This is a genomic window from Parabacteroides faecis (assembly GCF_014647375.1).
Lineage (GTDB): Bacteria > Bacteroidota > Bacteroidia > Bacteroidales > Tannerellaceae > Parabacteroides > Parabacteroides faecis.
Window position 1 is genome coordinate 240,396 of record NZ_BMPB01000009.1, and the last position, 21,891, is coordinate 262,286.

Genomic DNA, 21,891 nt, shown 5'->3' on the forward strand with positions numbered 1-21,891 from the left:
ATCATTTATTACCAATTGGTAAGTTTATCCGGAATCTAAAGTCCTACCTTTGCGCCCGTCATTATTAAAAACAAATTGATATGCAGAGGGATAGCCTTGATTTTAGAAGAATGGACGTAGGAAAGTTATTTACCAGACTACTCTTTCCTACGATTTTAGGAATGGCCGCATCGGCACTGTTCACTGTTGTCGACGGTATATTCGTGGGGAACGGGATAGGAAGTGACGCCATGGCGGCTGTCAATATCTCAGCACCTATTTTCATGTTCATCGCCGGACTCGGTCTGATGTTCGGTATGGGAGGTGGGATACTCACTTCCATCAACTTGTCACAGGGTAAATACAAAGTAGCCAACATCAACCTGACCCAGTCGGTCATAGCATTGATCGTTGTCAGTTTAATTATAACATTGCTACTGACCTTGTTTCCTGGGCAGATAGCAACTATTTTCGGTTCTGACGAATATTTGAAGGATATGGTCGTAGAGTACCTCTTCTGGTTCTCCATCAGCCTTCCATTTACCGTACTCGTTGTTGCTCTGCCGTTTTTCACACGGCTTGCCAACCCGAAAATATCCATGTGGGCGATGCTTGCGGCAACAATTGTGAATATCGTGTTGGACTATCTGTTCATTTTTGTATTTAAATGGGGATTGTTCGGTGCGGCGATAGCAACCGATATCGGTGAGTTTGTTGGGGCAGCAATCATGCTTATCTATCTGTTCGGACGTTCACGTTTGGTAACTGTGAAATTCGTCTGGCTGAAAATGAGTGTCAAAAGTTTATTACTGACACTCCGGAATGTAGGATATATGATCAAACTGGGTTTCTCTGTGTTCATTAGCGAAATCACATTATCGGTCATGATCATCGCAGGTAATTATGTCTTTATGGATCACCTCGGGGCAAACGGCGTAGCGGCTTACAGTGTTATCTGCTATTTGTTCCCGATCATTTTCATGGTGTTCAATGCGACGGTACAATCGGCACAGCCCATTATCAGCTATAACTACGGATGCGGACAGATGAAACGGTCGGACAACGCGCTGCGTTTATCCATGACGTTCACGTTGATATTCGCATTAGTCATCACTGCTTTGTTCGCTTGTTTTTCCCGTAGCATCGTTTCGCTTTTCATTCCTGATACGGTGAGCGATGCATGGAAATATGCGGTAACCGGTCTTCCGTTATTCGCAACGGATTACCTGTTTTTCGGCATCAACATCATCATGATCGGGTATTATACGAGTATCGAACGGCTGAGACGGGCCATTTCCCTAACTATCCTGCGAGGGATATTGCCGGTGGTATTCTTTTTCACATTACCTTTGTTGATGGAGGTCAAAGGGATCTGGCTAGCGGTAGCAGCCGGTGATATCGCTACGACACTGGTAATCGTTTGTTTATTAATCATGGATAAAGTACGTGACAATGGAAACATTTATAGAAGGAATCTGCAAACAGTGTGAACTGAAAGAAACGGAAATAACTCTGCTCCGGCAGACTCTCCGTACGTTACATTTTCCGAAAGGGAGTACGGTTATCGGAGAAGGAAAGACGGACGATTCGATCTACTTTATACAGAAAGGTGTATGGAGGGCTTACATCGAACGCGACGGAGAACAGCAAACACTTTGGTTCTCCATCCCCGGAGAAACGGTGTTTTCTTCCTGGGGATATTTTCGAGGACATCCTTCCCGCTATACGATCAGCTCGTCCAGTGACAGTATAGCAATTGAGATGAGAAACAGTACCATACAAAAACTGTCTGATTCATCTCCGGCTTTCCTGAAATGGATGCAGGAGCTTTTGGTGAATATACTCATCAATGAAGATGATCTGCTTATCGACCTGTCGAGTCCCAAAGCCGAGAACCGGTATCTGACTTTTATAAAAAAGATGCCAGAGCTATTCAATAGTGTCCCTTTAAAAGAGATTGCCGGATATATAGGTGTCACTCCGCAATCTCTTAGCCGTATCAGGGCCGGACTGAATAAAAAAAGTTGAGATACGAAAAACAAAGTTTCCCTGATTACAAAATGCAGATTATCTATAAACTCTACGAATTATTATTGAGAGCTTGTTTAAATTTTAAATATCGAGTTAAAAAGGATATTTCTTATTATTATCTACAATAGTAAGACCATATCTGCCACTATTTACTACTTTACAAGTACTAAATACAACTATCCTACACTTATAGGTTACAACAATTCGCTCTATGTCTACCACCTGTTACCTGACATGATTTGTTTGTTTTTCGGCGGAAAAATAAATCTATGTCAGCTAATAACTCTTTCAAACAACATATGAAATGAAGAAAACCAAGCAGACTGTCTATCGGAATCATGTCGCGCAGCGGGCGATGAGTATGAATGAAATTGTAACATGGGTAAAGGACGAACAGACGCGGGAGAAGCTGACGCTTTTTCGTGAAAAGCTGAGGAGGGCTTATCCTGACAAACGTTATGCGTTTACAAAGAAATTACCTCAATTGCTCTTTGCCGGAACTTTCCGGAAAGGCGAATTGAAAGAGTATAACGGATGGGTGTTGCTTGTGAGTAGTTGTAGATATTGTAGATAATTCATTATTGAAATTGGGTTTGTAACAGAAGCAAACTTTTGGATAGTAGTCATGTTTTGAATCCCCAAAGCAATAAATAACATCTTTTCTGATATGATTTCCGATATTTTCTGTAATATTGCACTAGCGATAAATAAAATACTGATTATGGATACATCAAGTCTCACGAAAGCAACATCATTGTTCATCCTAACTTTAATACAAAGAGACGATGGACAAAAGAACAAAACTTTGGAGACGCCTACAAATGGCACGTGTGTTTAAAGCTCGTATGATTCTTTATGCCGCTTATGGGTATTGCATTATCCGTGAAGATGGTAGCTATTATGAGCATCCTCATTGGTTTGAATTGGCAAAGGATAGATGGGCGCAGGTTTATAAAACTACGGGAACTCCGTGTAGTTGCTGGATCTGTAAAGGGGAGGAGTACGACCGTAAGGTATATAAGAAAGAGACTCTGCGTATCATCAAAGAATCAGAAGATTAAATGTTTAATGAAAAGAAAATGATGTTGAAAGGTAAAACAATTCTTGACGGTTTGTAAGTGTATAATAGAGCCATACATCAAAACTCCTGCGAGTACAATTGCGTGTTGTAAATCGCAAAAGAAGGACAAGCAAATGTGCAATCGTCTATTTCGTAGTAAGTCCAAACAATATATTCGTGAGGGTAAGGAACCTCCTTACAGGCTCCGTGAAGTGATGAATGTTTGGAGCTTTGTCGGTGACGGAAAAGTTTATTGGGGATATGATTGGCAAGGTGTTAAGAATTTGATGAGAAAGTAATTAAATATCTTCCCCTTTGTGTCTCCATGCAGAGGGGGGAAGATGTTTTGAATAATTCCCTGAAACATACAAAGAAAGCCTTGTTTTTCTATTAAAAAAGAAGTAGCCTAAATTTGTTAGACAGCCTCTGATGATCATTGATTACATATGCTAATCGTCGGTAATCACCATCTATTTCCCGATGCAAAACTTCCCAAAGATATTCCCCAATATCTCATCATTACTGATCTGCCCTGTAATTTCTCCCAGATAATGCATGCACTCCCTGATATCCTGGCTCAGAAAATCCCCTGAGATATTCATTTCCAATCCATTGATTACACGGCCGATAGCTTCGTGGGCTTTTGTTAAGGCTTCATAATGGCGGACGTTGGTGACGATCACATCGTTTTGAGATACTTCGGGTAAGGTGGCGGCCTGAATCAAGTGCTGTTTCAATACTTCTGTATTGGACTGCTGTTTAGCTGAAATATATAACCTGTCAACAGGGATTTTACCAAGTAATTCTTGTTTGATTTCCAGTTCGGCTGGCGAAAGCAAGTCTGACTTGTTAAATACAAGAATCACTTTTTTACCCTCTGTCTGCGGGATGATCGTTTGTGCTAATTCCTCGATCTGCTTTGCAGGGCTGGTCAGGTCGATTACCCAAAGTACGATGGATGCCTGGCGGAGTTTCTGGAAAGTACGTTCGATACCCAGGCTTTCGATCGTATCGCTGGTTTCACGGATACCTGCCGTGTCGATAAAACGGAATGTGATGCCTGATAGGTTGATCGTGTCTTCTATTACGTCGCGGGTTGTTCCGTGGATGTCGGAAACGATGGCACGCTCTTCTCCGACCAATAGGTTGAGTAAAGTGGACTTACCGGCATTCGTTTCGCCGATGATGGCTACAGGAATACCGTTTTTAATGGCATTGCCCACACTGAATGAATCGGCTAATTTGTGTATCAGCTGTTCTATGTTTGTAGCCAGTTGCTTCAGATTGGTACGGTCGGCAAACTCGACATCTTCTTCGCTGAAATCTAGTTCCAATTCGATCAATGAAGTGAAATCGAGCAGTTGACTGCGTAGCTTGGTCAATTCATTACTGAAACCGCCACGCATCTGGTTTATAGCCAGTTTGTGCATGCCGGCTGATGTGGAGGCGATCAGGTCGGCAACAGCCTCTGCCTGGCTCAGGTCCATTTTTCCGTTCAGAAAAGCGCGTTGCGTATATTCTCCGGGAAGGGCAGAACGACATCCCTTTTCGATCAGTAACTGAAGGATCTGTTGCTGGATGTAAACCGAACCGTGGCAAGTGATCTCGACGGTGTCTTCTCCTGTAAACGAATGAGGGGCGCGGAAGAGGGCGACAAGTACATCGTCGATCAACTCTTCCCCGCGGCGGATACTACCGTAGCGTAAGGTATAAGCCTTCTGACTCTGAAGATTCTTCCCTTCGGTCTTGGGAGCGAAGATAGTGTCACAAATTGTTATGGCGTCAGTGCCGGATACACGGATGACAGCTACGCCTCCGGCTCCGGGGGCTGTCGATACGGCACAGATAGTATCCTGATTGATCATAAATGAATGTGTACTTATACGGTTATTAGTTCATATTCCTGGGTTCCCAATCCGATCTTTTCGGCATGCTCCAGACCTGCCTGCCAGTTGGTATCCGGATGGATCAGATGGAATTTATCTTCCCCTTCCAGATGTTCGTGTGGATGAGCTTCGGCCAGTTTGTTGCCTCCGATCAGCGGAGCGTTGATTACCATATCGGCACATGCCTTGTCCAAAGCGACCGGGTCGAAAGACGCTGCAATGCCAAGGTCTGGAACAATGGCTGCATCATTATGATTCCAGCAATCGCATTCTGGTGAGACATTCATAATAAAGCTGATATGGAAATTAGGCTTGTCGAGTAATACGGCCTTTGAATATTCTGCGATTTTATAGTTGAGGCGTTTGGATGTATCGCCTTCACCCATAACGGCTGCATCGTACTGGCAAAGAGCCACACATTGTCCGCAACCAACGCATTTATCATAGTCGATAGTGGCTATTTTGTCTGTATCCAGGTGAATCGCGTCATGTGCGCAATGTTTCACGCAGATATTACAGCTTTTACAATTATCACGGTCGACTACCGGCTGTGAAGCCGAATGCAGTTCCAGTTTTCCTCCGACACTGGCACAACCCATGCCCAGGTTTTTCAATGCGCCGCCGAAGCCTGTCTGCTCATGACCTTTGAAATGATTCATTGTCAGTATAATATCGGCATCTGCAATGGCTGAACCGATCTTCGGTGCTTTGCAGTATTCTCCGTTTATGTCGATTTCCCGGTAGTCGGTACCTTTCAGACCGTCGGCAATGATCACTTCACATTTGGCGGAAATAGGGTTGAAGCCATTTTCCATCGCACTTTCCAGATGGTCTACAGCATTGGAACGACGTCCGGAATACAAAGTGTTACAATCAGTAAGAAAAGGCTTTGCTCCCAAAGAACGAAGCAACGTAGCCATACGGGCTGCATAATTAGGACGGATATAAGCCAGGTTTCCCGGCTCTCCGAAATGAATTTTAATCGCTGTGAATTGATTCTTAAAATCAATGTTTGCAATGCCTGCACGTTTAACAAGACGTTCCATTTTATCCAGTAAATTGCTGGAAGGTGTTGTGCGCAGGTTTGTAAAGTAAACTTTCGATTTGTCCATTCTCTTATTGGTTTTTGTCATGCAAATTTACGTGATTATTGTCATAAAGTATTACATTTGTATCAAATAGTTTAGTTTATGGACATATACCGGGTAAACCATCAGCAATTGCTGAAAGGGATAAGATGCAATTTTCAGCGATATCTTTATAAACAGATACAGTGGGATGATCGTCTGATTGGAATTTTTGGTTCGCAAGGTGTCGGGAAAACAACCTTATTACTGCAACGGATCAAGTTGGCTTTTGATGATTCCGACAAAGCTTTATATCTGGATCTGGATAGTATTCTTTTTCAACGGGAAAAGATGGTCAACGTGGCTATGCAGTTCTATAAAGAGGGAGGTACGCATCTGTTTCTGGATAGCGTGCACCGTTATTCCGACTGGATGAGTGAGACCAGAAAATTACTGGATCGTTGTCCGGATCTGCATATCGTTTTCGCTACATCTTCATTACTTCCGGTCTCGAAAGTAATGAGAGGGTTTAAGAACCAAGTGTCTTGCCATATATTGGGTACGATGTCATTCAGGGAATATCTTTCATACGAGTGCGTATTGGATTTGCCTCCGATCTCGTTGGACGATTTGCTGGAGAACCATGCGGAGGTCGCGAGGAATGTGAATGACCAGATTGTTGTAGCTCCTATTTTCCGTAACTATCTGGAACATGGCGAATATCCGTTTTATTGGGATGATCCTGATGCTTATCCGTACCGTTTACAGGACCGGGTGAGGGATACGATTGAAATAGATTTGCCTGCCATTTACCCTGTCGGCTACCAGGTATTGAATGAGATCAAGAGGTTAATGATGCTGGTTTCGGGGCAGATTCCCAATGTGTCCGATATCGCGGATCTGGCAACACAGTTGAAGTTGGAGGCAACGGATGTAAAACGGTATTTGGATTATCTGAAAGATGCGGTTTGTTTGAGATTCTACCAGTCGAATAAGAGTGCAAACCATCGTTATCAGAAAACTTATTTAGGTAATACGAATTTATTGATGGCCTTTGAAGAGGACGTGAATGACCGTGTTGTGCTGGGAGAAACTTTCTTTGTCGACCAGCTATCGAACTTTGCAACGGTGGAGTTGCTCGGGAACAATGACTTTCTGGTAAATGACAAATATACATTTATGGTGGGTGATCCTTTGATGGATTATGAGCGGATCAAAGAGGTGGAAAATGCCTATGCCGCTATTTACGGCCAACCGAAAAGTCAGAACAATAAACTTCCGATCTGGTTACTGGGACTTTGTTATTGATAGACTTCTTATACAAATATAGATATGATAGATAGATTGAAAAATCGCAGGACTATCCGCAAATATACAGAGCAGGATATTCCCGGGCAATTGTTGAATGAATTACTGGAAGTGGCAGCCCGTGCGTCTAACACCGGTAATATGCAGTTGTACAGTGTAGTTGTTACCCGCGACAAGGCAAATAAAGAGAAACTGTCTCCGGCTCACTTCAACCAGCCGATGATCAGGACTGCTCCGGTTGTGCTGACTTTCTGTGCAGATGCCAACCGTTTTGTCAAGTGGGCTGAACAGCGTAAGGCTGAGGCTGGATTTGATAATCTGCAGACTTTTATTGCTTCGACTATCGATGCGATGTTATTTGCCCAGGCTTTTTGTGATGCCGCAGAAGAAAAGGGGCTGGGGATCTGTTATCTGGGAACTACGGCTTATAATGCCGATAAAATCATCGAGGCTTTGTCACTGCCCCGTTTAGTTGTCCCTATTGTTACGGTGACGGTCGGTTATCCGGCTCTGCCGCTACCGGAACAGGTGGAACGCCTACCTCTGGCCGCAGTGGTTCATCAGGAGACTTATGTGGATTATACTCCGGAATCGATCGATGAATTGTATGGTGAAAAGGAAGCGCTTGAAGTCAATAAGCAATTTGTAAAAGAGAATAACAAAGAGACGCTGGCACAGGTATTCACAGATGTCCGCTATACGAAGAAGAATAATGAATATTTCTCTGAAGTACTATTGAAAGTACTGAAAGACCAGGGATTTATGAAGTAATTCATCCTTTATATAGATGAAGAAAGCCTCTTGCTTTTCGAACCGTTCGTCAGCAAGAGGTTTTCTTTTTTACAAAATGGTCAGAGAGATCAAACGGCAGTGTTAGTCTGTTTTCAAACTTTTCACCGGATTTTCATTCGCTACCCAATAATTTTGAAATGTTACGGTAATGACTGTAATCACCGATACTATAGCGAATGCGATGAGAAACACCCACCAGTACATCGGTGTTTTATAGGCAAAGTTATCCAGCCAGCGGACAACTACATGATAAGCAATAGGAACAGCCAGGATAAAACAGAGGCAAAGGATGTGCAGATAAGTTTTGTTAAACATGATTATTATCTGCAATGTGTTGGAGCCTAGCACCTTTCTTACTCCTATCTCTTTACGGCGATATTCGCTGTCGAAAACAACTAAACCGAATACGCCGACAATGGATATAAAGATTGCCAGCATACTGAAAAGAGTTATTAAAGTGGTTGTCTTTTGTTCTTTCTCGTAAAGCCGGTTTAATACTTCGTTGAAAAAACGAATATTAAAAGGATAGGCCGGATCGAAGGATTGAGCGGTTTTTTTTATATGTTCCATAGATTCCTTCAGGTTTGCACCGCTTTTTACTTTGATATAAGCATATAGTGGTGTTATACCCCAATTATCTGTCCCCCAGATATAAAAAGCCATCGGCGCTATTTCCGAGCGAAGAGAGGCGAACTTGATGTCGGGAATAAACCCTACGATTTCTCCGTTCTCCACTTTTTCACCAATCTCCAACTCGTATTGTCCGCGGGCTTTTTCATTGAATATATAAACTCCGTTTACCGTGTTCTTGTCTTCTTCCCTGAAGTCACGTCCTTCCGGAACATCAATACCCATCACTTTTAGAAATGACACATCGACTGGCAAGCATTGAAATCCGATATCCTTATTTTTGTATTTACGCATCCAGCTCATGTATTGGTCGGAACTGGATAATAACACTTCTGCATAGGTTACGTTTTCTATACCTGAGAATGTTTTTAATTGGTTTGTAAAGGCTTCACGGCTTTTCTGTACCGTATTATTCAGATCCATCACGATTAATTCGCCTTTTTCATACCCTAACGGAGTATTCATCATATAATGGTTTTGCAGATACATGAACAAAGTCGTGATAATTAAAGCGAATGATGTGATAAACTGTACACTGATAAGTGCATTGCGTAGCTTCCTCCCTTTGGGCGACAGCCCGAAACTCCCTTTCAACACGAGTGCAGGCGGGAACGAGGTAACATAAAACGATGGATATACCCCGGCAAGAGTACCTGTACAAACGGCTATCAGAGCAGTAACTCCCAATAAAGGGAAGTGTGCGCTCAATGATAAGTCGGCATCCAATAATGTAGTTACGGATGTGAACGACAAAATATGTATCCAAATCAAAGACAACAAATAAGAAACGATGCTAACGGAAACAGCCTCCGTCAATAACGATAGGCGTAATGTGCTTTCTTCGGCACCTAGTACTTTCCGCGTGTTGATATTTTTGATACGCGCAGGTGTTAAGGCCATGGTGAAGTTGGTGAAATTTATTGCGGCAATAACGATAATGATGATTGCTATGGCAAATAAAACCGCCAGTGTATTCTTGCTCGCTTTAGGTGTGGTATCGTATGTCGTGTCTGTTGTAAAGTGAATCTTTCTGAGAGGTGTTAACCGTAATCCGACGGAACTGATCCAGATATAATCGTCGCCCAGCGTGGATGTGTCGAAATTCTTTTTAAAGTTTTCTACCAGGTCCTCACTGTTTTCCGGGGCATCCACCCTTATGTATAACTCATAGTTGTTATTGTTCCATTCATGCGCATTTTCATCTTTGGGTATAGGAAAATAAATATTGTTCGTCACCACTGTATTGGATGGGAAATCTTTGTATACTCCGCCAATAGTATAATTAATGTCGTTAGCTTGTAATTGCCTGTTTAGAGCGGATTCGTTTCCGAACAATTTATTCGCTATACTTTGCGGTATTAATACATGCTCCGGTTGTGACAAAGCATTTGCAGATCCTTCAACCATATCGAACTCGAAAACGTCGGTGTACTCGGGATAAACTCTGATCATTGGTTCCAGATAACTGACCTTTTCTCCATTCTTGTCGATGGTAAAATAGATTTCCTTTAGCCAGGGAGAAACCAATGCACCTGCTTTAATATGTGGGGATGATTGAAAAAAGATATCCGCCAGCGGACGGTTCGTAGGAATGGTTACTCCGTCGCCAAACGTTCTTTCCACACGGTAGATGCAATCGGCTTTTCTGTGAGACTTGTCGAAACTCCAGTCATAATCCAACTGCATCAAAATGATCATAAAAGCGGTAAAGGCTATCGATAACCCTAATATATTGAGTATAGTCGCCATCTTGAAACGGCGTAATACACTGAAAAAGTTCTTTATTAAAGTTTTCATGGCTCTGTTGACTTTTGCTTATTAAATGAAATGATTGAATATTAATTACGGTGCAAATGTATTTAAGTCTTTGACATAAAAAAAGCAGGAGCATTTATGATATATGCTTTGGCGCAAATGGTAACATAAATGTCACTCTCCGTTACATTTTATAGTCTGATATTTATATACATTTGTAGAAAATATGATACTCTACTTTATGCCTGATATACGGAAATGGATTTTGCCGATTCTTTTGGCTGTTATCTGCCAGCAGTCGATACATTGGGTGATCGGCTTCTCATTGAACAAGCTGGAGATGATCTCGGTTCAACACTTGAAGGAACTGATCGTTGCTATTCCTATATTATATTATGGAAACTGGCGGATGCATGCCTATATAGAGAAAGAAATATATTATGATAAGTTTTATAACGGTCTTTTGAAAGAGTATCTTTTGTGGACATTCTATTTCGTGTTAGGCATAATCGTTTATGTTTTCTATACGTATCGACTGTTAGATGTACCGGATTATTTCATGAATTACCTGGTTTCCGTGATAGCATGTCTTCCCATCCTGTTGTTTTATTATACACTTATACGGGCCGAATATAATAAGAGGAAATTCGAGTCTCTGATCCTGGAACTGAAAAAAGTAAATACAGCAAAGGCTGAAGCCGAACTGAAAGAACGCTTATATGAGTCCAAGCTTGACTTTTTTACAGATATCGCCCATGAGTTCAGTACACCTCTGACACTTATTTCTGGACCCTGTAAACTGCTCCTGGAACAAAAGAATGTAAGTCCTCAGGCAATAAAATACGTTCATGTCATTAACCGGAATGCAAAGCGTATGAATTCGTTGATCAGTGATTTGATGGATTTTAAGCAGATGGAATCAGGCTATAAACAGGCAGAGGTAACTGGCCTGAATGTTTCAGAGATTACAGACCGGGTGATCGAGGCCTTTAAGGTTAACACATCAGGCTCGGAAATAAGTGTGATAAGGCAGTATGAACCTAATCTCTTTTGGAATTCCGATGAGAGATTTCTGACTACGATTCTGATTAACCTGGTATCAAATGCCGTAAAATATAGTAATGAGGAACCGGTAACAGTCGATATTTCTACAAAAAACGGAAATCTCAGGATCTTAGTAATAAACAAAGGGAAAGGCATCAGCGAAGAGGACATCGGGCATATCTTTAACCGGTTTACGATTCTGGATAACTATGGGAAGCAAAAAGGGTGGAGGCGGAATGGATTGGGATTGGCCATTACAGCCAGTATGGTGAAACTTCTCTCGGGAAAGATTAATGCCCGGAGCATTCCCGGTGAAACAACGACTTTTACAGTTGATTTGCCTCCGTTGCAAATTACTAAAACTGAAAAAGATAATGGGATAGGTACGGTCAGTAACTTTCTTATTCCCGAATTTGTTTTACCTTCGATAAAATACAAATATATAGAGGACCGGCCTACTGTCACTGTAATCGATGATGATCCGGAAATGCTTTGGTATATATGTGATCTCCTGTCTTCTGATTTTAATGTATTACCGATAAACAGCTCTTCTAAGGCGATTGATCTCCTGTCTAAAAATCATACTGATATCATATTATGTGATATAATGATGGAAGAAATTGACGGAATTACGCTGGCTGCCTTGTTGAAATCGGATAAAAGTACCTCTCATATCCCTTTGATCATAATCTCTGCCGTACATGATATTGAGACACAGACAGAAGCGATTCAAGCGGGAGCTGAGTTCTATATCACAAAGCCTTTTGACAGCGAATATCTTAAAACGACAATAAGAAGCCATCTGAACCGTAAAGAAGATTTGAAAGATTACTTTGCTTCTCCGTTAAGCGCTTATGAGTTGGATATGGGCAAACTGCAACATACGGAAGACCGAAAGTTTTTAAAGAAAATACATGCAATTATCAATAAAAACATACAAAACGAGAATCTGTCTCCTGATTTTATCGCTAGTGAATTAGGGATGAGCGTGCGTAGCCTGTATCGTAAATTAAAAGAGGTGACTGATAAAGGTCTGCAGGAAATTATATATGACGGAAGACTTGCAGTAGCAGAAAACTTACTGTTGAAATCCAAATTTACCATTCAGGAGATTGTCTTCAAATCAGGCTTTTCTAACCGCACGAGCTTTTACCGGGCTTTTCTGAAAAAGAATGGCTGTACTCCGAAAGAGTTCATCGAGGTAAATAATAAAAGGTGATCACCTGGCTTATAGTTCCTCGCTACTCAATATCAGAACTTCATAATGCATGAAAAGTCCGCTTTCTATCACACCCGTAATAGATTTGATGGCATTTTCCAGGTTATCCGGGATATTGTCGAAGCGGACATCGAGTATCAGGTTTCCATTTTCTGTGATGACCGGACCGTCTTTGCCTTGTGCCATCCGGAGTTTTATTTCTACAGGGCTTAATGACTGTAAAGCCTGGTCTACATGGACCAGTGCATCCGGAAATATCTCAACCGGAACCGGGAAGCGGGAGCCTAGTTTCGAGACCATCTTGGAAGAGTCTGCTATAATAAATGTCCGCGGACTGGAACTGATCAGCAGCTTCTCTTTGAACATGGCACCGCCACGTCCCTTTATCATATTATGGCTGAAGTCTATTTCGTCTGCCCCGTCAAAAGTCCAGTTGGGTTTATGTTCAAGGAGACTTGTTAGAGGTATGCCGAGTTTGGCGCAGGCCATCTTTATCTCCTGGGAAGTCGGAATTGCCCGGATATGGAGTTGTTCGTTCCGGATACGTTCGGCAATCTTTAACAGGGCCAGATAAGCAGTCGAACCTGAGCCTACACCGATAATATCATTGTCAGTTACCATAGAGGCAATCTTTTCGGCGACCTTTTCTTTCTCTTCCCGGTTGGAAATCTCTTTACCCCATTCCAACGAATTAATTATTGTTTTCTCCCTTTCCATGATATTCTTTTTTTATGAAACAATATGATTCGTGATTTAGTTGCTTTCTCTTAATTTTTATTTTAAATATATGATAGAATAGGCTGTTTCTTGATTTATAACGATTGGCTTATACTTAAACGTTTTATTTGTTATATTTGCTATATTGAAAAGACAGGGAATCGTTTTTTTATGTTATTTGTTTGATTTTTTGCCTTGAAAGGTCATAAACTTTGAGATATCAATAATTTAAATACTACGAAAATGAGAAAATTAGGTGTTTTATCTTATGTTTTGTTTATGCTGACGTGTGCTGTCCATGCACAGAACTATTCTTTCAACGGATTAGATATGAATATGGGAAATTTATCCAGATTATCAAATGCGAAGACTCGTTCCATAAGCCCTGAGAATTATACAGGAGCAAAGGGTAATGGAGCTACCGCCGATCCTTTGAAAGATAAAGATATTATTAATAAAGCGAATGCCTGGGCTGCTTCTAAGGATTTAGGTAAAGGATGGAAAGTAAATCCTTTTATTATAGTAAAACCGGGAGAAACGATAACTATAGCTGAGATTGAAGGTTCAGGAGCCATTCAGCAGATTTGGATGACCCCGACAGGAAACTGGCGCTTTTCCATTATCAGGATGTATTGGGATGATGAGACGGAACCTTCTGTAGAATGTCCGGTAGGTGATTTTTTCTGTAGCGCTTATAGTGAATATGCACAACTATCATCTTTAGCTGTATGTGTAAATCCGGGAAGTGCCTTTAATTGTTATTGGAAAATGCCTTTTAGAAAGAAAGCACGGATTACTTTGGAGAATATCAATAATCGTGATGAGATGAGATTGTATTATCAGATAAACTACACTTTGACAGATGTGCCTGAAGATGAAGCTTACTTTCATGCTCAATTTCGTCGTTCAAATCCCACGGAAGGCTCGTTGCATACTTTGTTGGACGGAGTGAAAGGGAAAGGACAATATGTTGGAACTTATCTGGCGTGGCGTGTAAATGATAATTGTTGGTGGGGAGAGGGTGAGATTAAATTTTATATGGATGGAGATAAGAATAATCCGACGATTTGTGGAACGGGGACGGAAGATTATTTTTGCGGATCATATAATTTTGAAAATCCTAAGACGCATCAATATCAGGAATTTACGACTCCTTATGCCGGGATGCACCAGGTAATCCGGCCTGATGGCTTATATCGTGCGGTTACGGCTTTTGGACTTTATCGCTGGCATATTCTGGACCCGATCCGGTTTGATAAAGATTTGAAAGTAACAATACAAGATTTGGGTTGGAGACATGACGGACGCTACAATAACCAAAAATCGGATATTTCTTCCACTTCTTTTTGGTATCAGGCAGAGCCGCATGCTAAATTTCCATCTTTACCCAATAAAGATAATCTGGAGATTCCCAAATGGTAGAAACTTATGAAATATGAGAAAAGCGTCAATTAAAGATATTTAAAGAGAGAGCAGGCGTTTCTAATTAAATAATGTGGCAATTGCCACATTATTTATATTCTGTCCAGTACAGTTTCTATCAGTCTGGTTAAAGAACCTTTATAGTTTGTGTTCATATTCTTGTCTACGCGGCCTGCAATGATACAGCAGACTGTCATAGCGCGGTGTCCCATCAGGGCGGCGAGACCGGCCAGAGATGAACTTTCCATTTCAAAATTGGTAATTTGCCGTCCGTTGTAATTGAATGCTTCGATCTTTTCATTCAATTTCGGATCAGCAAGAGGCAGACGCAATTCGCGTCCCTGCGGACCGTAAAAGCCGTTTGCTGCAATCGTGACGCCACGGATAATATCGTTCCCTGTGATCTGTTCTATCAGAGAATGGTCGGCTGAGACGACATAAGGTGAAAGACCGGAAAGTTTCCAGTCTAGTTGTTCTTTCAACGCTGCTTCAAAAGCCGTATCCCTGACACGTTCGGTATCTGCATAGAAATAAATAACCCCATCAAAACCGATGGATTTCTCCGCAGCAACATAAGTACCGACAGGAACGAATGGCTGAAGACCTCCCGACGTTCCTACACGTACCAACGTCAATTGTTTGAATGCCGGTTTTACTGTTCGGGTTGCAAAGTCGATGTTTGCCAGTGCATCCAGTTCATTCAGAACAATATCTATATTGTCCGTACCGATACCATGGGAAACAACGGTAAGACGTTTCCCTTTATAAGTCCCTGTGATAGTATGAAACTCCCGGCTGGAAACCTCGCACTCCTGCGTGTCGAAGTAAGAAGCAACGGTTGAAACCCTGTCAGGATCACCGACCAGGATCACTTTGTCTGCCAGCTGTTCCGGCTTAAGATGCAGATGGAAAGCGCTTCCATCTGCATTTATAATTAATTCGGATTCGGGAATAACTCTCATCTTTTTAGTCTTTAAGCGGTTTTGAAGGTGCATTAACGGGCTTTGCTATGGCTTCGCGCATAGAAGTGTCCGCATCGATGTTCTTCATTTTATAATAATCCATGATACCCAGATTCCCTGAACGGAAAGCTTCTGCCATTGCTTTCGGAACTTCCGCTTCCGCTTCGATCACCTTCGCACGGGCTTCCTGGGCTTTTGCTTTCATTTCCTGTTCCAGGGCAACTGCCATTGCACGGCGTTCTTCGGCCTTAGCCTGGGCGATATTCTTATCAGCCTGTGCCTGGTCCATCTGAAGGAATGCACCGATATTCTTACCTATGTCGATATCCGCAATATCAATGGACAGGATTTCAAAAGCTGTACCCGCATCTAATCCTTTACGAAGCACCAGCTTAGAGATCGAATCAGGATTCTCCAATACTGTTTTATGGCTTTCGGAAGAACCGATAGACGATACGATACCTTCACCGACACGGGCCAGGATCGTTTCTTCACCGGCGCCACCCACCAACTGTTTGATATTGGCGCGAACGGTAACACGGGCTTTAGCTATCAACTGGATACCGTCTTTCGCAACAGCGGTCACCGGAGGCGTGTCGATCACTTTCGGATTAACCGACATCTGAACGGCTTCGAATACGTCACGACCGGCAAGGTCGATAGCGGTAGCCATCTGGAATGGCAGATCTATATTAGCCTTAGAGGCTGAAACCAGTGCGTGAACCACTTTCTCGACATGTCCGCCAGCCAGGTAATGCGCTTCCAGTTCATCACGGGTCAGAGTTTTCAAACCGGCTTTATGCGCTTCAATCATGGCACGGGCGATAACATAAGGAGGAACATTACGGATACGCATCAGAAATAGCTGTATCAACGAAATGTTTACACCCGAAACCTTGGCCGAGATCCATAGCAGGAACGGCACATAGTAAAAGAAAATTGCCAGCAGCAATACCGCTGCACCCAGTAGGATAAAAGGCAAATAGTTCAATTCTTCCATATAAATTAAATTAAGCGTGAATATCTGTTTGTTCTTTTCTCTTTACCAATACGTTGTAGCCGTCTACGCGCAGCACTTCGATCGGTGTATTTTCATCTATCAACTCGTCCAACGACTTGGCTTCGACCGTAATACCTTTGATACGCGCTTTCCCGATAGGGGCAAGGCGGGAGAGGGTGATGCCTTCATCGCCCGGTTCGATACCCAGGTCACGGCTCGACGTCAGTTTGGAGTCGACATCTGTTTTCAGGGCAACCTTGTTGAACGACCTGGCGCGTAATAACCACACAAAAGCTGCGGCAAAAGCGGTTAACGACAGGAACAAGGTGATATGTCCCGCCATTTCACCGACAGTATAGGCGTAAATCACACCTGCTGCAGCGAAAAGGAATCCTCCGACACCGGCGATCGTTATCCCCGGCAGAAGAAATATTTCCAGCAAGATAAGCACGATGGCTACCAGCATTAAGAAGACAATAATGGTTATTTCCCAGATCATAATAGTTGCGTGTTCTATCTGTTACTTTTTAAATAATTAATTTCGATGTTACGAGCTTTCTTTTCCAATTCTTCCGGCTGATCGAGCAAGCTGTTCAATTGTTCTTCCGCTTCCAGAATGGACGGTTTCAGCTGTTCCTTTTTAGCACTATTCCCGGAAGAATAGGAGGCTCTGAGGTCTGCCAGCTTTTCATTCAGTTCTTTTATTTGTTTGTTCAGTGCAACAACTTTGCCGTAGTAACTTTTGGCTTCCGGACTCTTGATCTCATCCAGTTTGTAGTAAACCAGGCTGTTGTTTATCACGAATTCGAAATCTTTCTCGATCTTCACTTCACCGTAAGGGATCTCCTTATGGGCCAGTTCTACCAGGTTACTGTAATCGCTTCCCGGTTTCCATGAATCCTGTATGGAAGTGATGGCGGCACGGGCGCGCTTCATCTCGATGTCTTCACTTTCTACACGGCTGTGTTCGTTGTTCGGGATGAACAGGTAGACACAAACTTTGTCTTCCGGTTGGAAGCGGTCTGAAACGAACCATCCCAATTCTTTTGTCTCGTCATACACCATCATGTAGTCGTTGAACGGTGAGTTGAAAGGCATACTCAACTGTTCCGGAGCCAGGTAAGTGTCCGAATTGATGTTATAACGGGTTACGAACAAGTCATATCCTCCCAACGATCCGTTTCCTTTGGATGCATAATAGATCGTAACGCCATCCGACAAGACAAAAGGATAGTTATCGTCTTCTTTGCTGTTGATATTCATGGGTAACTGTTTTTCATCTCCCCATTTGTCCATCAGTTTGGATTGGGTGAAAAGACAATAACGGTCGTTATCCGTAGCATGGGCATAATAAATCTTGTCACCTTTCTGATTCATATAAACAGAAGAAGCGACAGGTTCGTTTGTCTGGAAGAAGTCTTTAAAAGAAACCAGTGTTCCGCTTTCTTCGCTTAATGTATAGGCTGCCAGGAAATCATCTTTGTCGACAACGATGCTGTCTATAATCTGCACATCTTCCGTTTTTTCCATCATCCGGTGAGCGTTCTCTGCCAGGTTGAGTTTGGTTTCAAAAGCCTGCGTATCCTGTTTCTTCTTTGTCAGCAGGTCGATGTATTCTTCCAGCATTTCGGCAGCTTCATCAAAGCGGTAGGTTTGATAATAAACGTCTGCCAGGTAGCGGTAAGCATCCTGTACTTTGCGTTTCACTGCAACTTTCAAATGTTTTTCCGCACCGGCGATATCTCCGGTCTCATAGCAGCAAACACCGTACCAAAGGTTATAGGAAGAGTTGCTGGGAGCTTGCTTCACCAGTTTCTCAAAGGCAGGTTTAGCCTCGGCGTATTGACCTTCGTTGTATAGTTTTTTTGCCTGGTCCAGGCTCTGTGCCTGCAGGCTGCAGCAAAGTAATGTAATTCCAATTGTGTAAAACAGTTTCTTAGATAACCGGCTCATGTCTCTTATTATAATATAATTATACTGATTCAAAGATAATAATATTTTTAGTTAAGCATACAATTCATTGGATAAATATCTATTTTTGTGCCCGATTTAAGAATAGATATGGCAAAATTGACAGTAGAAGAGCTCCTGTTCCGGAAAGTAGAAGAGAAGGTGAAAAAGGCTATTTATGAATATGGCCTGATTGCTGACGGCGACCGTATCCTGATCGGATTGTCGGGTGGAAAGGACTCTTTAGCCCTTGTCGATCTGCTGGGACGGCGTTCCAAAATATATCATCCCCGCTTCGAAGTGGTTGTCGCACATATTGTAATGACCAACATCCCTTACAGTTCGGATTTGGAATATCTGAAAAGCTGTGCCGACGAACATGGATTGCCTTTTATCATTCATGAAACAAGTTTCGACGCTTCTACCGATACGCGTAAATCGCCTTGTTTCCTTTGTTCCTGGACACGCCGGAAGGCTTTGTTCGATATTGCGAAAAAACAGAACTGCAACAAGATAGCTTTGGGACACCATCAGGATGATATTCTTGAAACATTGCTGATGAATATGACACATCAGGGGGCGATCGGGACGATGCCTCCGCGTTTGAAGATGGATAAATTCGCCATGGAGATCATCCGTCCGATGTGCCTGGTCGAAGAGAAAGAGCTGATCCGTATAGCGGGATGGAGGGGATATCGCAAACAGATCAAAAACTGCCCGTATGAATCGGAGTCCAGCCGTTCGGATATGAAAGAGGTCCTGGCACGCCTGGAGGCTATCAACCCGGAGGCACGTTACAGTATTTGGAACAGTATGAACAATATTCAAAAAGAGTATCTTCCACAAAAAATAGATAAGTAGAATTTTGTTATCATCTTATTGCGTATTCTTTCTGAAAATCATCAATATTTGAAATTATCTCATATCTTTGCGACTATTAATAAGGTCTTGAATTCCAAATGAAAAAGGAAAGAATTTATATATTTCCGTTATTGTTTTTGATGCTATTTATGCAGCTATATGGGAAGGATAGCCATAAATCGGATAGTTTGATAAACATCCTGCATGAAGATCGTGATCCGGCAAGCGTGTTAAAGGCTCTGAAAGAACTGGCGGCAATGAATCGTGATAAAGCAGTAGAAGTTCAATATCTTACAGCGATGTTGGATAAGGCGTCGTCGGTCGATTCTATCTCTATGGTTTACGATGCTTTATCGAATTTATCCCGTTATTATTATAACATTCCGGATATGGATAGTCTGCAGTTGTGGGCGCATTATATCGATTCTCTGATTTTGAAAAGAAAGGATAATCCTGATGTATATTATGATGTTCATAGTTTTGTAAGCAAGCAGTTTTTATATCAGGGGGATGGAGAGTTATCGGTCGATGAAGCTGTCAGAATGCAGAACAAGGCAAAAGCGAGCAGGCAGGTATATGGACAAATCTGTAGTTCCGAAACATTAGGAATCATTTACCAGACAAGCCAGCAGGATAGTCTGGCTTTCTCTTTCTTCCAAGAAGCTTTGCGCTTATTGGAAGAATCGAATGGGGATTTGCAGTACCGTATTTATATTCTTTCCAATATGATAAGAACCGCATTATCCTCCAATCGATTGGAGGAGGCACGGGAGGCTTTGGATAAATATGAGATCAGTTTGGATCTGCAGGATGAGATAAATAGAAAAAATCAGATAGTCAATCGTTCTAACTGGCATCGTTGGATGTCGTATGCTTTTAATGTGGATCTGTTTTTAAAGAAGGGGGAGATGCAAAAGGCCAGACAAAGCTTAGAACAGATGGTGGAGTATGGAAGTCAGATAGAGCGTGCAGGAAAGTTCAATATTGCCGTTTTATCCTATTTTAATGAACTGGCTTATTTCCATTGTGAGAACGGTGCATATTCCTTAGCTTTGGCTGCGGTCGATTCTATTCTTTCCCAACATGACGACCCCAATGTGATCCGTCAGAAAATAGATATTTTATCTCATTTAGGCAGGCATGAAGAAGCGGTCGGTTTGTATAAAAAATATCTTCAGGGTGTTGATGAAAGGAATGACAAAGCTTTTATCAGACAGGTGGAACAACTCCGTACCCTGCATAATGTGAACGATAAAGATATTCAGGATAAAGAACTTCAAATCAGTCATCTGAAAGTGAGGCAGAATCAGCGGTTGTTCGTTATTTCCTGCTGTGTGTTAATACTTTTGGTGATACTTATTATTATTTTACTCCAGTTCTTAAGACGTTCCCGCCGGTTGAAGAACGAATTGCTGGATGAGAAGCAATTATTGATAGAATCCCAGAACGATTTATTTAAAGCGAAAGTAAAGGCTGAAAATGCCAGTCATATGAAAAGTGCTTTTATGGCTAATATAAGCCATGAGATACGCACGCCGTTAAATGCGATAGTCGGTTTTTCCTCTTTGGTTATCGACCCGGATTGTGATGAAGACGAAAGGAGAGGATATTCATCGATCATCCAGAATAATTCCGATTTGTTATTGAATCTGATAAATGATGTGTTGGATCTTTCACATATGGAGTCCGGTAATTTGGTCGTGTCTTTGAAGCCTTGCAGGTTATACTCCATTTGTAAAGATGCCATAGATAGTGTGTTGCACAGGGTCGAGCAGGGGGTAAGTCTTACTTTGTCGATGCAGGATGAGTCATTTGTTTTGAATACAGACCCTGTTCGCTTCCAGCAAATGTTACTGAATCTTTTAACGAATGCGGCCAAGTTTACCCATCAGGGGAAAATTGATTTGGCAGTCTATATAGATGAAGAACAACGACAGGTGCGGGTTGAAGTGACCGATACCGGTTGCGGCATTCCACCGGATAAGCAGGAGAAAGTTTTCGGACGCTTTGAAAAACTGGATGATTATGTTCAGGGAGCCGGTTTGGGGCTTGCTATTTGTAAAATGATTGCCGAGCAACTGGGTGGCTCTGTTTATATTGATTCGGCTTATACTGATGGAGCGCGTTTTGTTTTCATTCATCCGTTCGATGTTCCCGAAATCAATAAAGTATAGATTATGAGAAGTTCCTGTACATATATAATATTCT

At 42.1% G+C, this 21,891-nt stretch carries 19 protein-coding genes; 11 read left to right on the plus strand and 8 right to left on the minus strand.

Going from position 1 to position 21,891, the window contains the following annotated elements; genetic code table 11:
* Positions 1 to 80 precede the first annotated feature (80 nt).
* The 5 genes from IEY67_RS14975 to IEY67_RS14995 all read left to right on the plus strand — a co-directional run bounded on the left by IEY67_RS14975 (position 81) and on the right by IEY67_RS14995 (position 3,369).
* Complete coding sequence (locus IEY67_RS14975; RefSeq protein WP_183672146.1) at positions 81 to 1,469, plus strand: MATE family efflux transporter; 1,389 nt, start codon at positions 81 to 83, stop codon at positions 1,467 to 1,469.
* The gene (locus IEY67_RS14980; protein WP_122353771.1) at positions 1,432 to 2,007 is read left to right on the plus strand and encodes a Crp/Fnr family transcriptional regulator; all 576 of its coding nucleotides are present in this window, start codon (positions 1,432 to 1,434) and stop codon (positions 2,005 to 2,007) included. The genes IEY67_RS14975 and IEY67_RS14980 overlap by 38 nt, the downstream gene beginning before the upstream one ends.
* A 307-nt stretch (positions 2,008 to 2,314) precedes the next feature.
* The gene (locus IEY67_RS14985) at positions 2,315 to 2,584 is read left to right on the plus strand and encodes a hypothetical protein (RefSeq protein WP_229801082.1); all 270 of its coding nucleotides are present in this window, start codon (positions 2,315 to 2,317) and stop codon (positions 2,582 to 2,584) included.
* Positions 2,585 to 2,795: 211 nt separating this feature from the next.
* The gene (locus tag IEY67_RS14990; protein ID WP_183672147.1) at positions 2,796 to 3,071 is read left to right on the plus strand and encodes a hypothetical protein; all 276 of its coding nucleotides are present in this window, start codon (positions 2,796 to 2,798) and stop codon (positions 3,069 to 3,071) included.
* A 133-nt stretch (positions 3,072 to 3,204) separates the two neighbouring features.
* Positions 3,205 to 3,369: a hypothetical protein gene (locus IEY67_RS14995; RefSeq protein WP_229801083.1), complete on the plus strand. Its 165-nt coding sequence runs from the start codon at positions 3,205 to 3,207 to the stop codon at positions 3,367 to 3,369.
* A gap of 171 nt (positions 3,370 to 3,540) precedes the next feature.
* On the opposite strand, the gene mnmE is transcribed toward IEY67_RS14995, so the two are convergent.
* Positions 3,541 to 4,932 carry a tRNA uridine-5-carboxymethylaminomethyl(34) synthesis GTPase MnmE gene (mnmE, locus tag IEY67_RS15000; protein ID WP_183672189.1) on the minus strand — a complete coding sequence of 464 codons (1,392 nt, stop codon included), beginning with the start codon at positions 4,930 to 4,932 and terminating at the stop codon, positions 3,541 to 3,543.
* 17 nt (positions 4,933 to 4,949) lie between these two features.
* Positions 4,950 to 6,068 carry a DUF362 domain-containing protein gene (locus IEY67_RS15005; RefSeq protein WP_183672148.1) on the minus strand — a complete coding sequence of 373 codons (1,119 nt, stop codon included), beginning with the start codon at positions 6,066 to 6,068 and terminating at the stop codon, positions 4,950 to 4,952.
* Positions 6,069 to 6,146: 78 nt separating this feature from the next.
* Between IEY67_RS15005 and IEY67_RS15010 the strand changes: the two genes are divergently transcribed.
* Together IEY67_RS15010 and IEY67_RS15015 are read left to right on the plus strand one after the other, a co-directional pair.
* Positions 6,147 to 7,331, plus strand: a complete 1,185-nt coding sequence (locus tag IEY67_RS15010) for an AAA family ATPase (RefSeq protein WP_122353768.1) — start codon at positions 6,147 to 6,149, stop codon at positions 7,329 to 7,331.
* Between the two features lie 24 nt (positions 7,332 to 7,355).
* The gene (locus IEY67_RS15015; protein WP_183672149.1) at positions 7,356 to 8,102 is read left to right on the plus strand and encodes a nitroreductase family protein; all 747 of its coding nucleotides are present in this window, start codon (positions 7,356 to 7,358) and stop codon (positions 8,100 to 8,102) included.
* A gap of 102 nt (positions 8,103 to 8,204) precedes the next feature.
* Here IEY67_RS15015 and IEY67_RS15020 read toward each other — a convergent pair whose 3' ends face one another.
* On the minus strand, positions 8,205 to 10,550 hold the full coding sequence (locus IEY67_RS15020; protein WP_183672150.1) for an ABC transporter permease: 2,346 nt from the start codon (positions 10,548 to 10,550) through the stop codon (positions 8,205 to 8,207).
* A 184-nt stretch (positions 10,551 to 10,734) separates the two neighbouring features.
* On the opposite strand from IEY67_RS15020, the gene IEY67_RS15025 reads away from it, so the two are divergent.
* Positions 10,735 to 12,771 (plus strand): hybrid sensor histidine kinase/response regulator transcription factor, encoded by a 2,037-nt coding sequence (locus IEY67_RS15025; protein ID WP_183672151.1) that lies wholly within the window; start codon positions 10,735 to 10,737, stop codon positions 12,769 to 12,771.
* Positions 12,772 to 12,780: 9 nt separating this feature from the next.
* On the opposite strand, the gene rpiA is transcribed toward IEY67_RS15025, so the two are convergent.
* Positions 12,781 to 13,488, minus strand: a complete 708-nt coding sequence (gene rpiA, locus IEY67_RS15030) for a ribose 5-phosphate isomerase A (RefSeq protein ID WP_122375077.1) — start codon at positions 13,486 to 13,488, stop codon at positions 12,781 to 12,783.
* 243 nt (positions 13,489 to 13,731) lie between these two features.
* Here rpiA and IEY67_RS15035 point away from each other — a divergent pair, with 243 nt between their 5' ends.
* The gene (locus IEY67_RS15035; protein WP_183672152.1) at positions 13,732 to 14,910 is read left to right on the plus strand and encodes a glycoside hydrolase family 172 protein; all 1,179 of its coding nucleotides are present in this window, start codon (positions 13,732 to 13,734) and stop codon (positions 14,908 to 14,910) included.
* Between the two features lie 92 nt (positions 14,911 to 15,002).
* Here IEY67_RS15035 and IEY67_RS15040 read toward each other — a convergent pair whose 3' ends face one another.
* The 4 genes from IEY67_RS15040 to IEY67_RS15055 are packed head-to-tail and all read right to left on the minus strand — an operon-like array spanning position 15,003 to position 18,825.
* The gene (locus tag IEY67_RS15040; RefSeq protein ID WP_183672153.1) at positions 15,003 to 15,872 is read right to left on the minus strand and encodes a nucleoside phosphorylase; all 870 of its coding nucleotides are present in this window, start codon (positions 15,870 to 15,872) and stop codon (positions 15,003 to 15,005) included.
* Between the two features lie 4 nt (positions 15,873 to 15,876).
* The gene (floA, locus tag IEY67_RS15045; protein WP_122353761.1) at positions 15,877 to 16,872 is read right to left on the minus strand and encodes a flotillin-like protein FloA; all 996 of its coding nucleotides are present in this window, start codon (positions 16,870 to 16,872) and stop codon (positions 15,877 to 15,879) included.
* 10 nt (positions 16,873 to 16,882) lie between these two features.
* On the minus strand, positions 16,883 to 17,371 hold the full coding sequence (locus IEY67_RS15050; RefSeq protein ID WP_183672154.1) for an NfeD family protein: 489 nt from the start codon (positions 17,369 to 17,371) through the stop codon (positions 16,883 to 16,885).
* A 14-nt stretch (positions 17,372 to 17,385) separates the two neighbouring features.
* Positions 17,386 to 18,825 carry a tetratricopeptide repeat protein gene (locus IEY67_RS15055; RefSeq protein WP_183672155.1) on the minus strand — a complete coding sequence of 480 codons (1,440 nt, stop codon included), beginning with the start codon at positions 18,823 to 18,825 and terminating at the stop codon, positions 17,386 to 17,388.
* Between the two features lie 108 nt (positions 18,826 to 18,933).
* On the opposite strand from IEY67_RS15055, the gene IEY67_RS15060 reads away from it, so the two are divergent.
* On the plus strand, positions 18,934 to 19,683 hold the full coding sequence (locus IEY67_RS15060) for a PP-loop family protein (protein ID WP_183672156.1): 750 nt from the start codon (positions 18,934 to 18,936) through the stop codon (positions 19,681 to 19,683).
* 98 nt (positions 19,684 to 19,781) lie between these two features.
* Positions 19,782 to 21,857 (plus strand): sensor histidine kinase, encoded by a 2,076-nt coding sequence (locus IEY67_RS15065; RefSeq protein WP_183672157.1) that lies wholly within the window; start codon positions 19,782 to 19,784, stop codon positions 21,855 to 21,857.
* Positions 21,858 to 21,891: the final 34 nt, after the last annotated feature.